This window comes from Sphingobium amiense, from assembly GCF_003967075.1.
Classification (GTDB): domain Bacteria; phylum Pseudomonadota; class Alphaproteobacteria; order Sphingomonadales; family Sphingomonadaceae; genus Sphingobium; species Sphingobium amiense.
In genome coordinates this window covers 1-14,056 of the sequence record NZ_AP018666.1, presented here as the reverse complement: position 1 = coordinate 14,056, position 14,056 = coordinate 1, and the positions used below count along the sequence as shown (strand labels likewise).

General features: G+C 64.6%; 13 protein-coding genes and 1 pseudogene. 2 read left to right on the top strand and 12 right to left on the bottom strand.

The genetic code is table 11. The features are described 5' to 3' along the window. Nucleotides 1–110: 110 nt before the first annotated feature. Together SAMIE_RS21440 and SAMIE_RS21435 are read left to right on the top strand one after the other, a co-directional pair. On the top strand, nt 111–806 hold the full coding sequence (locus SAMIE_RS21440; RefSeq protein WP_232037492.1) for a hypothetical protein: 696 nt from the start codon (nt 111–113) through the stop codon (nt 804–806). 72 nt (nt 807–878) lie between these two features. Continuing rightward, the gene (locus SAMIE_RS21435) at nt 879–1,367 is read left to right on the top strand and encodes a hypothetical protein (RefSeq protein WP_048939591.1); all 489 of its coding nucleotides are present in this window, start codon (nt 879–881) and stop codon (nt 1,365–1,367) included. A gap of 45 nt (nt 1,368–1,412) precedes the next feature. Here SAMIE_RS21435 and SAMIE_RS21430 read toward each other — a convergent pair whose 3' ends face one another. The 12 genes and pseudogenes from SAMIE_RS21430 to SAMIE_RS21375 all read right to left on the bottom strand — a co-directional run bounded on the left by SAMIE_RS21430 (nt 1,413) and on the right by SAMIE_RS21375 (nt 14,056). After that, a complete protein-coding gene (locus tag SAMIE_RS21430; protein ID WP_048939590.1) occupies nt 1,413–2,441 on the bottom strand; it encodes a deazapurine DNA modification protein DpdA family protein in 1,029 nt (342 codons plus the stop codon). Between the two features lie 116 nt (nt 2,442–2,557). Continuing rightward, nucleotides 2,558–3,073, bottom strand: coding sequence for a thermonuclease family protein (locus SAMIE_RS21425; RefSeq protein ID WP_048939589.1), 516 nt, complete (start codon nt 3,071–3,073; stop codon nt 2,558–2,560). Next, nucleotides 3,070–3,270 (bottom strand): hypothetical protein, encoded by a 201-nt coding sequence (locus SAMIE_RS21420; RefSeq protein ID WP_041380157.1) that lies wholly within the window; start codon nt 3,268–3,270, stop codon nt 3,070–3,072. The genes SAMIE_RS21425 and SAMIE_RS21420 overlap by 4 nt, the downstream gene beginning before the upstream one ends. 44 nt (nt 3,271–3,314) lie before the next feature. Further along, on the bottom strand, nt 3,315–3,926 hold the full coding sequence (locus SAMIE_RS21415) for a DUF6927 domain-containing protein (RefSeq protein ID WP_048939588.1): 612 nt from the start codon (nt 3,924–3,926) through the stop codon (nt 3,315–3,317). Between the two features lie 26 nt (nt 3,927–3,952). Continuing rightward, nucleotides 3,953–4,270 carry a DUF5983 family protein gene (locus SAMIE_RS21410; protein WP_048939587.1) on the bottom strand — a complete coding sequence of 106 codons (318 nt, stop codon included), beginning with the start codon at nt 4,268–4,270 and terminating at the stop codon, nt 3,953–3,955. A gap of 10 nt (nt 4,271–4,280) precedes the next feature. Then, nucleotides 4,281–4,571: a zincin-like metallopeptidase domain-containing protein gene (locus SAMIE_RS21405; protein ID WP_126516957.1), complete on the bottom strand. Its 291-nt coding sequence runs from the start codon at nt 4,569–4,571 to the stop codon at nt 4,281–4,283. Then, nucleotides 4,568–5,470 carry an ArdC family protein gene (locus SAMIE_RS21400; RefSeq protein WP_030538914.1) on the bottom strand — a complete coding sequence of 301 codons (903 nt, stop codon included), beginning with the start codon at nt 5,468–5,470 and terminating at the stop codon, nt 4,568–4,570. Before SAMIE_RS21400 ends, SAMIE_RS21405 begins: the two co-directional genes overlap by 4 nt. A 44-nt stretch (nt 5,471–5,514) precedes the next feature. Then, the gene (locus tag SAMIE_RS21395; protein WP_030538913.1) at nt 5,515–7,740 is read right to left on the bottom strand and encodes a site-specific integrase; all 2,226 of its coding nucleotides are present in this window, start codon (nt 7,738–7,740) and stop codon (nt 5,515–5,517) included. Continuing rightward, a complete protein-coding gene (locus SAMIE_RS21390) occupies nt 7,737–9,524 on the bottom strand; it encodes a hypothetical protein (RefSeq protein ID WP_030538912.1) in 1,788 nt (595 codons plus the stop codon). Before SAMIE_RS21390 ends, SAMIE_RS21395 begins: the two co-directional genes overlap by 4 nt. Next, a complete protein-coding gene (locus SAMIE_RS21385) occupies nt 9,521–10,912 on the bottom strand; it encodes a tyrosine-type recombinase/integrase (protein WP_030538911.1) in 1,392 nt (463 codons plus the stop codon). Before SAMIE_RS21385 ends, SAMIE_RS21390 begins: the two co-directional genes overlap by 4 nt. 168 nt (nt 10,913–11,080) lie before the next feature. Continuing rightward, nucleotides 11,081–11,815: pseudogene (locus SAMIE_RS21380) on the bottom strand (ArdC family protein); the annotation flags it as partial. 78 nt (nt 11,816–11,893) lie between these two features. Beyond that, nucleotides 11,894–14,056: a ParB/RepB/Spo0J family partition protein gene (locus SAMIE_RS21375; RefSeq protein ID WP_107917700.1), complete on the bottom strand. Its 2,163-nt coding sequence runs from the start codon at nt 14,054–14,056 to the stop codon at nt 11,894–11,896.

The window sequence follows — 14,056 nt, the reverse complement described above, 5'->3', positions numbered from 1 at the left end:
GGTCCTTGCAGACTGCGGACCTTTCCGATGCGGCCACGGGAAAGAACCGCCGGATAGTCAGACGCCTCGGCAAGGTATAAAATTCCTCCGAAATGGAGAGGACTCAGGCGATGGGCATCGACATGATGGAATGCCTGCGTGGCGGCGTGTCGGACCTGCGCATCCCTGGACATCCTGAGCTTGGTGAGCGCGCGAACGAGATGGCCGGGCCGGATGCGACCGGTATCTTCAGCGTCATAGGACCGTTTCAGGTCGATCTTTTCGCGCGGGCCGTCTGCGCCACCGCCTTTTCCCGTGGCATTGTCGCGCCGCCCGAGGCGGCCGCAATCGAACTGCGCTACGTGCTAGCCCAGCCGGTCCGGTTCGACCGGCTGGTCGGAGCCGTACGCGACCGCCGGGACGCGCAGAACAGCCTGCCCGTGAAGGTGCAACGCCTGACGATGGCTGGACTTCCCGCTCTCTATCAGGTCATCGAGGGGCGTCACCGGGCCTTCGTCGCGCGCCACGCGGGCGACAACACGATCGCGGCCCGGATCGACATGGACTATCGCTGCGATCCGTCCGCCTTCTGCCTGCATGGCGATACACTAATGCGCGAGGCCGAGGGCGTGCGATGGCCGGTCTCGCCGCTTCGGCCTTGGGACCTGCCGATCGAAGCGGCGGGCGCGGCGGTGACGCCCGACCTCAACTATACGCTCCAGACCCTGGGCGTGCGTAGCCTCCCGGTCAGCAGCGCGCTCAGCTACGACCTCAATCTCGCCAGGGCCGTTCATCGCGAACTCGCCAACGCGGCCGACAAGGCCTGATCCAGGTCGATGCCGACCAGTTGACCACGCCAGATGTTCACGGTACGTTCCCACGCGAAGGGAGTTTCCGCCATGAGCATGTCCAATTTTCTCGACCGGTTCGATCTCGATATCACGCTACGGGATGCCGCGCTTGATCCCGACAATCGGCCGACGCGCCGGATGATCGCCAATGCGGCCATCGGCATGGATGCGCTCGATGCCTATTATGCCGTGCGCGAGATCCGCGAGGCGGCCCAGTGGATCCACGAGGGGCTGGCGCAAGGCAAACGGAAGCTCGCAAGCCTCCTGTCCAATCCGCAGGCCGACGACTTTCAGCGGACGATCTATTTCTGCCTGGCTGGTCGCGGCGTGGTCGAGATGCTCGACGACCTCGCCTGGTTGGAGGATCTGCTCGAGCGGCGCGGCCGGGTCGCCGGCCAGATCCACCGTGAAAAGCGAACGATCCTCCCGCTGACCAACCCCTATGTCGCGGCGGAGCCCGATGGCCCCCTCGTCGAGAGTCGTGCCGATTTTGTCCAAGGTGCGTCCTGGTGGGCGGAGCCGGTCGTCAAATCCTGAGCTGCAGGGCTGTGCCGCGTCCGGCGCCGTGCTTGGTGATCGCCATCAAGCCTCAACGTGCATCAGGTCTGCGGCCCATTGCTCGACCCATCCGGTCACAGGCGCATCATGATCGAGGTCGCCGCTTTCGATGAGCGCGCGCAGATCCTCCCGCGCTTGGGCGATCGCCTCTTCCCAAGGATCGAACCGCAGCGGCGGCGCTATCGCTGGCGCCGCGATCGGCAGGGCGCGGGCAGGCTGGCGTAGCCGCGCCCGCTGCTGCTCGACCCACCGCTCCATCTCGTCGGCGACGAGGTCATCGGACTTTCGACAACCATGCGCCCGCGCCTTGCTGCGCGCTGCGATGCCATAGGCCTGGCTGTCGATCGAGGCGACGCGGCGCGCGAAGGGTTTGAGGAAGGGAATGGCCGCGCCCTTCACGCCGAAGAGATGCAACCGCACCGCTGGCGGCAGGACGCGGTCGAGATGATCCACCACCGCGATGAGACCGGCGTCGCCATGGATGGGTCTTCGGCACATCGATCCGACACCGATGAGGGTATGACGCTCGACAAGGCCTGCGAGCGCAGTGGCGCAGCGTTCGTAATCTTGCGGCAGGCGGCCCTGGATGACCGGCAGGAACGTGCTGGCGATATTCCGATCGACAGCGCGCGCATGACATTCGATATTGGCCCGGACGGTGCGCGCGATCCGGTCGAGAACCTCCTCGCGGTCTCGGGCAACCTCCTGCTCCACGCAATAGTCGAGGCTCGCCCACCAGCGAAAGGGAAAGGCAGATGCGAGCGCGACATAGTCGTCGATGGTCCAGGGAAAGCCGCCATAGCGAGCCATGGCGCTGAACCCGGCACTGTCCAGGCAAAGACTGTGGAGACGGGTCGCATTCTTCAGGCCCTGGAGTTTCCAGCCGGCCCATTCACGTCCCTGCGCTGCGTCCACCCAGCGGGAGAAGGCGTTGGCGGAGACGAGGACCGGCAGCGCAAGGCTGCGCGCGCGGGCGAGCAGCGGGCCGGAGCGAAGATGCGGCAGCCCGACCATCAGCGTGATCGCGCGCGATTGGGATGAGGACGTAACCATGCGACATGTCCTTGGAGACCAGCCTCATCGGCAAAGCCCGCCGCCAGCCTCGGCGCGCCCAGGTGCCTGCGGGGTGTGCCGCGCGCTTCAAGCGCCGAGGTCTTGCGGAAAAGGGATTATTGTCGGCGCTCGCAGGCGAGGCGTTCGCCCTTGCGCCATCGTGCGGGGGGCAGCCAGGTGCCGGCAAAGGCCCCTGCCTTGCGGCCTTGGGCCTCGGCGAAGGCCGCCTCATAGCGCGCGCGGCGCGCGGGATCGCGGCGAAGATACTGCGATTGCGGGATTGCAAGCCCGGCGCGGAGCAGCGTCTCGCCGAGGTCAGCGCCGCGAACGGTCACGGTGGCGACCGGACGGCCATAGGTTGATGAGGGCGTCAACGTGATGACCGCCTCGGCGTCGCGCAGAGCCCGTGCTGCGAGATCCTGCGCGGCCTTGCCGCACGACCAGCAGCCGTTCCGGCGCTCGCACATCTGCCTTGTCTCGAAGGCATCGATCCCGAGCAGGCGGATATCAACAGCGACTGTATCGCCGTCGAGCGCGCGGCCGCGCGCATGGAAGCTCTGGGCGTCCGACAGGCTGGAGCCCATAAGCAGGGCTGCAAAGACGCTTGAGAGCATGACCTTGCGACCCATCATGATACCATGACCGTCTCGACCTGCTCATAGCGGGCCGGGACCAGGGCCACGCGGTAGGGCTGGAGAAGATCGCCGGTGCGCACGACGCTGATCGGCCCGCCGCCGGCGGCGAACAGACGTGCAGCGACGCGCTCGGCATTCTGTCGGCTGCACAGGAGGTCGCGCTTGGCGGACCGGGGAAAGGGAAAAGGGAACATGATCAGATCCTTGTCTTCGCAGGAGGGACGGGAGGCAAGAGCGCTCAGGCGAAGAGGGTCTTGTGGACCTTGGTCTCCGGGACGATCGTCCAGGCCTGGTCCATGAAGCGGCCAATCCGGTAGGGCATGCGCGTCTCGGGATCGCGCAGGATGACCCGGCGGCCGATCCGGTCAACGATGAATTCTTCGCCCACATGCCCGTCGGAGAACCGGACCGGCGCGGGCAGCTTGATGCGAGCGCCGGTCTCGATCTTTCGGGAACGGCGGGCGAGCGCCTCGCGGCAGCGACGTCGCCAGTCGAGCGCATGCTCGTTTGTGGTCGGTGTCAGAAGATCGAGGATCGCGGCGGGACAGGCAGCCTCGCAGGGGCCCATATTTTCCGTCATATCCTTGTAGCCAAAATTTTCGCCGCTCGCGCTGCGCGGGTTCCACAGGACGAGGCAGACGATGGCGAAGACCTCGCCGCCAATGCCGTCGCGTGTCACCTGAGCGGCCGCATAATAGACGCGGTTTGCAGGGCAGGACGAGGCGAGCACCTTGAGGCCGCGCGTGCCGCCCTTGGGATGGTCGCGCTCATAGGTGAACTGGTCGTCGAGATAGGCTTTCGCGGTTGCGTGCCCCCCCATCGAATGGCGAGACATGGTGAGCCAACCCATGAGGGTTCTCCTTGGATGAGAGGGGATTACCAGTCGTAGACCGGCAGTTCGGCGATCGGTGCGCAGTCGCGGTCGAACTGCAGCCAGGCGGCGCCGGACGCTTCGGCGAGGTCGAGGCAGGCCTTGAGCGAGCCGGGCATATGCGCGCGGGCAGGAGATGCGACCCAGATGAACCAGCCATAATCCAGCCAGCGGTCCATGAGGATATGCGCCTGCCACAGCGCGGGGTTGAGGCGGGCCGCAAGCGGCGGCGGATAGGCGAGGATGGCGTCCAGTTCCGCCGCGACCTCGGCTGAGAGATGGGCCGTCGACAGGCAGGCCAGGATCTTGGTTTCAGGGGTCATGGCGGCCGCCTCATGCAGCCGCGGCAAGTGCGGGCGGCGGGGCGCTGCCCGCTTGCCCGGCCTCGCCGAACGCCGTCAGATAGGCGAAGGCCTGTTCGGCCTTGGACGCAGCGTGGATGATGGCGGTCTTGTCGGCCTTGAGGATGCCGAGCCAGTGGCCAACATAGCTCGCGTGGCTGTCGTGCAACTCGTTGGGGAGGCCAAGCTCGGCGCAGACCAGCCCGGCGGTGATCTCGGCCGCATATCCTGACAGTCCAGCCCTAATGTGACTTCCACCGCAAATTTTCGGGGCGCGGATCATGCGGCCATCTCCTCAGGCTGGGGCTGCTGGGCGTGCATCCAGTCGGCGGCCGCCTGCGCCTTGCTGGCGGCGGTGAAGATGGCACGAGGGTCGTCTTTGAGTGCGCGCAACCACGATGCTACGTAGGCGGCATGATCGGCCCGCGGATGGTGAGCGATCCCGAGGTCGGCGAGCACGAACGATGCGGTCAGTTCAGCGCAAATTTCCTCGATCGCCAAGCTGTCGCGCTTGAAACGTTCGGCAAAGTTGCGGTCGAGCCGGTGCTTTGCCCCTGTGGCGTGGGCCGCCTCATGCAAAAGCGTGCCCATCTGTGCTGATGCATCCCGAAACGAGGCAAAGGTCGGCATGAAGATGTGATCGAGGTCGATCCGGTAGTGCGCATCGTAGGCGCCCTCGGTGACCGGGATCTTGAGGGCCGCGACGAAAGCTTCGGCGTGCCCGAACCGCTCGCCCTCGGGTAGAACTGCGACAGGTGAGGGTTCATAGCCCTCGACCTGGGCGAGGTTGAACACGGTGAAGGCCCGCGCGAACATGCGGCCGGGTCCGGCTTCGCCATCGTCATGATCATCATCGGTGCGCGATGCGGCCTGTTTCCAGAACACAACCGTCGTTCCGCGTTCACCTTTGCGGACCTGTGCGCCAAGCGATGCCCACTGGCGATAGGTCCCCCAAAGACCGCTGGAATAGGCAGCCGCTTCGGCTGCGATCCAGAGCGCGAGCACGTTGACGCCGCGATAGCGGCGGCGGGAGGTGACGTTCTGCGGCCTGGTGGTGGCAGCGCCATCATGGTGCCAGGGCATACGCCAATCGCCGGCACCGGCTTCGATGGCACATACAATCTCGGTAGTAATGCGCGAATAGACGTCGGCTCGCGGCGTAGCAGGGTAGGATCGGGACATGGCAGGTCTCCACGACGGGCGGAGGGAAACTGTCTTCCGCTCCTTCAATCCGTCACCCGCAAACCCGCCTCCTCTTCCTCTCCCGCCATACCGTTATGCGGTGTGGCGGTACCCGGTGCGATCTGTTCAAGAACACGCTGGATTCTGGCCACCTCGGCCTGAAGCGTCACCCGCTGCGGCTCTGGAAGCCGCTTCTCGCGCAACAACAACCGTGCCTCATCAGCACCGCGCTGCCATGCCGGGCGATGCCGTTCGGCGATGCAGGCATTGGGGCAGCGGACCGGTTCGCACATGGAGATCATTGGCCCGCTTGCGCCTGGCTCCGAACTCCGGTTCAGGCACAGGGCAGTTGCCGGATCAAAGAAGCAATCGGCCAGCGGGCCGACATGCAATGTCCGCGCGAGACTGCCCAGCATGGTGCGCAGACGTGGACGGTCGGCAATCATGGCAGGTAGCGGCGCCAACTCGTGGGCGGCAGTATCAAGCACAACTCCGACCCTGTTCGCGGCAGGTCCGCCAAGGCGTGCGCCACTTTGCCGCTCGTCGAAGTAGACAAGGATATCGTCGATCTGCCCGAGCGCACGCTGGGCTTCGATCTCTCCCCGAAATCCGGACCGGCTGCTGCCAGCATAGCCTTCGAAAGCCGCAACGCTGGCATGCTTGTACTGGATCATGCCGGCAATTGTTCCGAAGGGCCGGTTGGCGATGTGCCAGGCGATTGTGCGGCGAAACTGACGCGTTGTCAGACGCCATGGTCGGCCGTCGGGTCCGGCAGGAATGACGGGTGCCTGCGCGGATCCGAATTGGTCATTGAGGTGATCGCGGAACCGGTTGAGTTGCCGGACTATCTCTGCAGAGACGTGCGTCTTGGTATTGGCCCGGAGCGTGAGGACTGGCCACAGGGTCGTTGTTCCGCGCGCTTGCCCTGCACGCGCGGAAAGGCGTTCGAGGACATCGATGGCTTCAGCGACTGGCGCGATGGTAACCCACTCGGTCTCCTCGCCGCCGCCGCGCTTGCCCTTGTAAGCAGTGGACTTGATACGATGCCGCAAGATCGTACCGTCTTCGGCTTTGGTAATAGACAGGCATCCCTGCCTCATGGCTTGGATCTCGCTGTCCCGCATGCCTGAGAGAAAGGCACATACGATATAGGCTGCGGACTGCAGCATGACTTCCTCGAGGGGCAAAACCTTGGCATCGAAGCGGGTGCGCCAAGGCAGGCCAGTATCGGGATCGGCAGAAATGGGCGTATCCATGCCGCCGATCTCGGTGCCGAGTTCTGCGATGGCAGCGGCGATGAGGTCTGGTGCACCGGTGGCGAGGCCAAGGTGCATGGCAGGTTCGGCCTGCGCGTTGATACCGGCATGGAGGTGGATCAGGTGGTAGTTGATCGGCGGCGTGACGGCGCCGGTTTGCGGGTCTGTTCGCGTTGCGCCGTTATGTGCCGTGGTCCAGATCGGAATGCCGCGCCCATGCTGCCGCAAGGATGCAACATAGTCGAGAAGGCGTTCGCGTTGCCGTAACCGACGAACAGCGGGATCCAGACCTTCCCCAGCGGCAATCAGACGGTTGCGCGTTGCTTCAAGGCGATCGAGTTCCGCCCGTGCGGCAAGGATATCGCCTGCGTGGCAGGTCACGTAGCGCAACGACCAGGAGAGCAGCGGCGTCATGATCGATTCGGGAATGCGCGGCGTCCGGTTCTCCCCTGCAATATGCTTTGCGCCCGCCACGGAAAACGGACTTCGTCCCGGCCACGGTTCGAAGGACAGGTGCGCAGTCGGCAGATGATGCTGCAACTCGTGCAGGTCAAAGACGATCCGCAGCAGCGCTGCCGCTACAACTGGGCGCAGCCCGGCAAGGCGCAAAGATCCGGCGTAGCGATCGACCAGAGCCTGATCGACCCGGCCGAGATCGAAACGCCCCAGCTGAGCCTTCACGAAGTCGAAAAAGCGCAAGGTCCGGTTGGCCTCGCCGCGCACCCCGGCCGGCTCAAGCCGCGAACGGTGACCGGGGAGATCGACATTGAGCCGCGCATGGAGAATCTGGCGCAGGGCATCAGCAATAGATGGGTCTTCAATACCGCCGAAATGTACCGTGACATGGCAGCGCCGCGCGTTGTCGCGAAATACGCCGGGAGCCAGATCCCACACCGGATCGCCGTATCGTGAAATATGCGCGCGATCGCAGCCGGGGCGCAAAGGCGCGGACATAAGCACAGGGAGGGCATCGCGCTCATCGTCGCTCTCCGCCAGAAGCTGGACAACGGTCATACCCGTGCCTCTGGCGGCAGATAGACCGTGGGAGGGTCGTTCGCGACTTGCGCACGGGCCCTTGCCACGACGCCTTCGGCGAAGGCAGGCAGGATCTGCTGAACGATGCGATCATGGGCATGACCAAACTTGGCGGTCCAATCAGCGGCACTCAGGCCGATCCGCTGAGCGTCGACGAAGGAGAGAAAGGCGAGAATGGCAGGCAGCTTGCGCGCGGTAATGACCGCGTTGCGGCAATCGAGGCAGGCCCAGAACGGTGTTGGGCATGGCGTGCCGACGGATGCGAAGGGACTGGAATAGAAGTTGCCACAGCTTGCAAGCCAGACGTCTTGTTCGCCATCGAGCAGTGCGGTTGAAATGCCCCCATCATCGGGATCAGGGCTTGCCAACTTGCCGCGCAGCCGGTCCTCGTCTTGAGGAGGCAGGATCATTGGACCAGCGAGCGCCTCTTCGAGGGCATCTGCCACGGTTTGCTCGTGCAGCGGTCTGAGGGAGGGAATATCGGCGTAGTGCCGTGCCGCGATATCGACGGTATGACCTACGGCGAAGCGGGCCATGTGGCCTTCGGTCTTCAGATACCACAAGGCCTTGTGCGTCTTGCGCAGATACGAAAGACACAGATGGAGCGGTTTACCCTGATCATCGGTAATACAATGGCGCTGCGTCCAGGCACTGACCTTCAAGCGCAGTTGACGAATACCTGCGGTGATCTCGCCCGGCTGAAAATAGACCCAAAGGTTATCGCTAAAGTTATGGACCCTGGCCTTGGACGATAGGGCGATGATGCGTCGGATCAGACCGCCAGGGGTGGATGAGCCGCGATCACGCACCCGGATTGTCTTGTGCTCGGCACCGTGTGCCCGCAGCTTGGTGTAGGCGATATCGACGGTACCACCTGCGGCATTGCGCAGACAATCGAGGGTGAGCGACTTGCAGCACTCCAGCTCAAGCCCTGTCTCGAGTAAGAGCAGAACAAGAAGCGGGACGATATCGTCGGCAGTAAGATAGTGGGCTGCGTGGAGGCTCAGGTTAAGCCTGTCACTGGTGAGATCGCGCTTTTTGCGCAGCTTGTACAGGCTCTGAAACGTGGGATCACGGTAGCCCAGAACACCGTATGTCTCGATGGCAGCATGGGCTTTGCAATATGCGCCATCGATCTGCGCCACCTCATCGATCTGTGGCCCCGATCGCAAGCGGGCCTCGATCGCAGCAATATCCGCGCGTGCCGCATCGCGCAGCTGGCGGGCTACATACGGACTGTAGGCATCGCGTGGACGGGAACGAACGTGTGCGTGTGAGCTGACGTAGCGCAGTCGTTCCCGCAAGCCGCAATCGACAAGCTCAGGGCTGTCGTCCGCGATGCGACGTAGGACGGAAACGACCTTGGCGACATAGGTTTGTCCATGCACGCGAGACTTGCCCTGCGCGCTGAGCCATGTCTCAAATCCATCGATGTGATGGGCGCGAAGGTCAGCAGGGCCGTTGATCCGGTCGCCTGTCCCGGCCAGGTAGGCAAAGAAGCTTGGCAGCTGGTTGGCGTATGTCTTGAGGGAGGAACGTACCATGATGGGGCCGCGCGGTGCGGCCAGCTTGAACAGGCTCCGGGCAAAAGCGAGCGCCAGGCCGCGCGGCCGCAAGCCCGTGAAATCGACGAGCAGCTCGCCGCCATATAAGGGATGAATCATGAAGCGCAGCGTGCTGATCTGCGACCATGGATCGGCTTGGGGCGCAGCCGCCTCGGTCTCGAAGCTGACCTTGCGTCCTTTGCGTGGAGCAGCGCTCATGATCGAAGATAGCCTGGTACGAGTGCCAACAGCTCTTCGACTGCCGCATCGACGGTATCGGCACGCGTGGCGAGGTGATCCAGATAAATAGAGGTCGTCGCGAGGCTCGAATGGCCAAGCAATCGCTGGACCTGTTGAAGCGGATCGCCGACCAGCTGGCGATAACCTTCCATGGCGCCCACTGGTGCCGCTGCGTCGGCGAGGCGGCGCTGGATCAGCATGGCCAGCATGTGGACTGCAAAGGAATGCCGGAGTTGATGGGGGCTAAGCCGGACCGGGATGCCTGCGTCCGTGCAACGGCGGCTTGCCCGTGCGAAGATCGCTTCCCACGAGTTGGGCAACACAGGATGGCCCACCTCGGTCAGCCAGAGGACCGCGGCTTCGCGCGGCGTTCCATCGTCAGCGCAAATAACAAGCCTTGCGCGTTCATCCGGTGTGACGACCTCCATGTCCATCGTGCCACCGCCAACGAGAGGCAATGCGCGCTGCCCGAATGAGGGGCTGTGGATGAAGATCGGGCGGTCGATGGCTTCCCAGCCACGGCGCTGTGCGAACTTGGCGACGGCCGCCGCTCGCTCAACGGCGATGTAGGCGTCAAACACCGGCAACAAACGGCGCGGTAGCAGCATGCTTCGCCCCCTGTCACCCTTGGTAAGTGCCGCCGGAAGCTCGACCCGCCGCTGACGTTCCGAGCGGGCGTCGCAAACCGGAATCTCAGCTGCGAGCAAGTGGGATGCCTCTTCCAGGCGCAGGCCGGTGGTGACCAGCAGATCGGCGAACAGCGCGTTGCGCGCGCCATTGCGGTCACGCGCTCCAGGACGCTCGGTCCCTTCAACGGTCAGGCCGCGCAAACCAACTTCCCGGAAGGCGCGGTAATCGGTGAGATCGATGAAACGGACGTCGGAACGACGGGCTGCGCGCTCATAGGCGTCATTGCGGCCCGTGACTGCCGCCCGGCGCCCATCGTGCGATCGTCGCCAGACCTGACGATGCGTAAAAGGTGTACGCTCGATCAGACCCTCCCGTTCGGCCCATCGATAAAGCTTGTCGAGCGAGGCAATCGCCCGGTTCCACGTCGATGCCGAAATCCGGAACTCAGCATCGCTGCGCCGCCGGGCACGATGATAGGCACCGACATCATTGGCATCGGCTTGCCAAACAGACTTGCCACGGGCCGAAGCGAGAAAGCGAACCCAGACCAGAACATCATAGCCATGGGCGCGCAACGAGTGTCGCGAACGCGAACCGTTCAGCGGCAAATCGAGGAAGTAGCGCTCAAGGTGGAGATCATAGATCGCACCATCACGCAGGATTACCGGGATGTAGGAGTCCAGGCCATCCGCCGTCCGGCGCTCCTGAATGACGATCGACGCACCTGAAGTATCCACAGCTTGTCAGTCCCTCCCCCAGACCCCCTCCCAACTCCAGATCGCACACGTTGCGCGCCTGCGGGACGGTGGTCATCAGGCCGGATTACGCCAGCTTATGGATAGCGCTTCATCCGGCCTGATGCCCCCCTGCGTTGCGCCAAAACATACCGTTCAAGTGTGCGTGAGGCACGGTGCAGACTGTCCAGATAAGGCGACAAGTTCCTCGAATGCGTAGGCCTTGTCGCCGAAGCGTTTGCCGAAGGTGCGCGCGAGCCGGTCGCCATGGCCGGTCCAATGCCCCGTTTCATGGACCCTAACGCTCGCATAATGGTCCATCGAGATGAAGCTCGAGCGCTTGGGCATCTGGATATAGTCGAAGGTGGGCGAGTAGAAGGCGCCGTTGCCGCCATGACGGACATCGGCGGGGATCGCCGCGAAGAAGCTGTCGATCGCCGCTTGCCGCAGAGAGGGGGACAGCGGCGTGGCCGGCACCTCGGGCGGGTAATAATAGCCGGGCAGGCCATCGATCTGGTCGGCGTTGAAGACGATGTAATGGCGCAGGAAGCGGATGCTGCGTTCCACGGCCTCACCGCTCACGGCGTCTGTCTCGGTCTTCTTGAACGAGGAATAATAGAGGGACAGGGCACCCTGCTCTCCGCGGCGGACCTGCGCGCCGAGCTCGCTCGCCTGCCGATAGGTCATCCAGTAGCGCGACCGGTAGCCGTGCATGTCGCCGAGCGCCCAAAGCAGGAGATTGTTGATCCCCGTATAGGGCGTGCCGCAGTGCCGGAGCGGCCGGCCGCCGCTGCCACTCGTGCGCCAGGGCCGGGTCCAGGGCGGTACGCCCTTTTCAAGGCGATCGATGATGATGGCGCTGATTTCGGCCGCGGCATCCCGGCCGGTTCGTGCAGGCTTGGACATGATGGAAAACTCCTCACAGACGAGACGACCACCGGCGCGAGAACACGCCGGTGGTCGCTTGCGGACAGGATTTGAGGCTCAGGCCTCGGCGGCGGCGAGTTCGTCTTCGTCGGCCTCGGCCGGCGCGGAAGCCGTCGGCCCGGCGGTCACCGCGTCACCGTCGTCGGTCTCGCTGTCATCAGCCCCGTCGCTTTCGGCCACGTCCGGGTCGCCAAACGCATCAAGGGATTCCTCTGCCTGTTCCGGCACGCGATCCAGGAAGCGCATGGCATTGGGGACCCAGGCGAGCGCCGCCTCCTTGACGTCAGGCTCGACGATCGACTCCCCGGCAAAGAGCTTTTCGCAGCTCGCGGCGATCTCGCCCTTCTTGAGCGTGGCATGGCGCGCGGTCAGGGAGCCCCCGCCGACATCGTTGAGCAGGGTGAGGATCGTGCCCTTGTTGACCCGGTCGAAGAAGTTCTCCGCGGTGGGCCGCCACCAGGCGGCGACATCGATCTCGAGGATCGAGGCGAGGCGGTTCTGCAGCGGGATCTGTTCCGCCTTGAAACCGCCCTTGGCCTCGAGCGAGACGGCGACGATATAGGCGAGCCAGGCTGCCTTGGCGTCGTCGCCGAGCGCGCGGAAGGCCTCGAACCGCTCCACGATATCGGCCGGTTCCGTCCAGGCCGCGTCGAGCCCGTCATGGGCCTCGGCGAGATACTGCCGCGCGCGGGTCACCGGCATATCACCCGAGACCGGGTCTTGCGGTGCTCCGGCCCGCAGCGTCGAGCCATAGTGGACGCTGTGGTAGCCGGTATGACGCGTGGACTGGCTGCGCGCGTCGATCATCGTGAAGAGGGCATAGTCGAGCGCGAGCGCGGGTTCGGCGAGGAGCGAAGCCGCCAGGATGTCACGGCGCTGCATGGCGAGTTCGTCGTAGAGCCGGGCGCTGAGCGGCTTGCCGCCCGGACCCACGGCTTCCTCGGGCAGGCTGGGCGCCTCCTTGTCGGCCCCGCCGATGCGGAAACCGCCTGCCAGGCGCTCGCCCTCTTCGCCGCCCTCGCCGTCGTCCTCCTCACCCTCGCCCTGCGCCTCGTCATCGATGCGCTGGATGGGCTGTTCGCTGAAGAACTGCGTGTCGAGGCGCATTTCGCCCTGCGGGGTCAGGAGGAGGAACGCGCCGACATGCGGCTTGAGCTCGTCGGGCAGCACCGGCAGCCGGTTCTCGATGGCTTCGGCCTCGGCCATCAGCGCGTCGTCCTCGCTGTCGAGTGCCTTGAACTGATCCTCGTCGAGCGCCTCGTCCTGCATCAGCTCTTCGAGCTCGCTGCGCCGCGCCTCGATCGCTTCCAGGCGCGCGGCCTGCTCGTCGGTCAGTTCGGGCGGATCGAGCATGACGCGGTAGAGATCCTGCGCGTGGTTATAGGCATAGCTGCTTGCGATCGGCCGGATCCAGGCGAGCCCGGATTCCTCGCCGATGCGCTTGGCCTCGGCTTCCATCATCTCGGCAGCGACGCCCTTGGCGATCTCGGGATCGATCCAGCGGTCGCCGCCCTCGCTGAAGAGGTCGCGATCGACCCGGCCGCCGGCGGCCGCATAGCGGTCCTCGCCGATCAGGAGCGCGATCGGTTCGTTGGATTTAAGGGCGTCGTTGGCGATGACGCGGCGGATGGAATCGGCGTTGACGTAGCTGTTCTGGCCGTAGGTGCTCCAGACATCGAGCTGCTTGTCGTGGCTTTCCGTCGAGGCATAGGCCTTGGCGATGTCGAGCGTAATCGCGCCCGAGGCCAGCGCGTCGAAGATCGGCTCGGCCAGCGAGGCCAGGCGCAGGCGGCCTTCGACGAAGCGGCGGGTCTTGCCGAAGCGTTTGGCGACCCCGTCGATGTCGGCGCCCTTGCCGATGAAATGCTCATAGGCGCGGCATTCTTCGGCGGGGGTGAGCGGCAGCTGGTGATAGGTGGCGGCGAAGGACGTTTCGCTCAGATGCGCGATGTCGCCTGTGATGACGCGCACCGGCACGTCATAGTCGGCCGCGACGATCGAACCCGCCTCGACCAGGCGCATCAGTGCGCGCCAGCGCCGTCCCCCGTCGAGCACTTCGAACGTGCCCTTGGGCTTGGCCGGGGTCACCAGCATGTTCTGCAGGATGCCGCGGGCCTCGACGTCGGGGGTGAGTTCGTCGAGACGCAGCCGGTCTTCCGAAACCTTGCGCACATTGATCGGCGAGAGGCGGAGCTTGTTGAGTTTGACGCTGTCGATCAC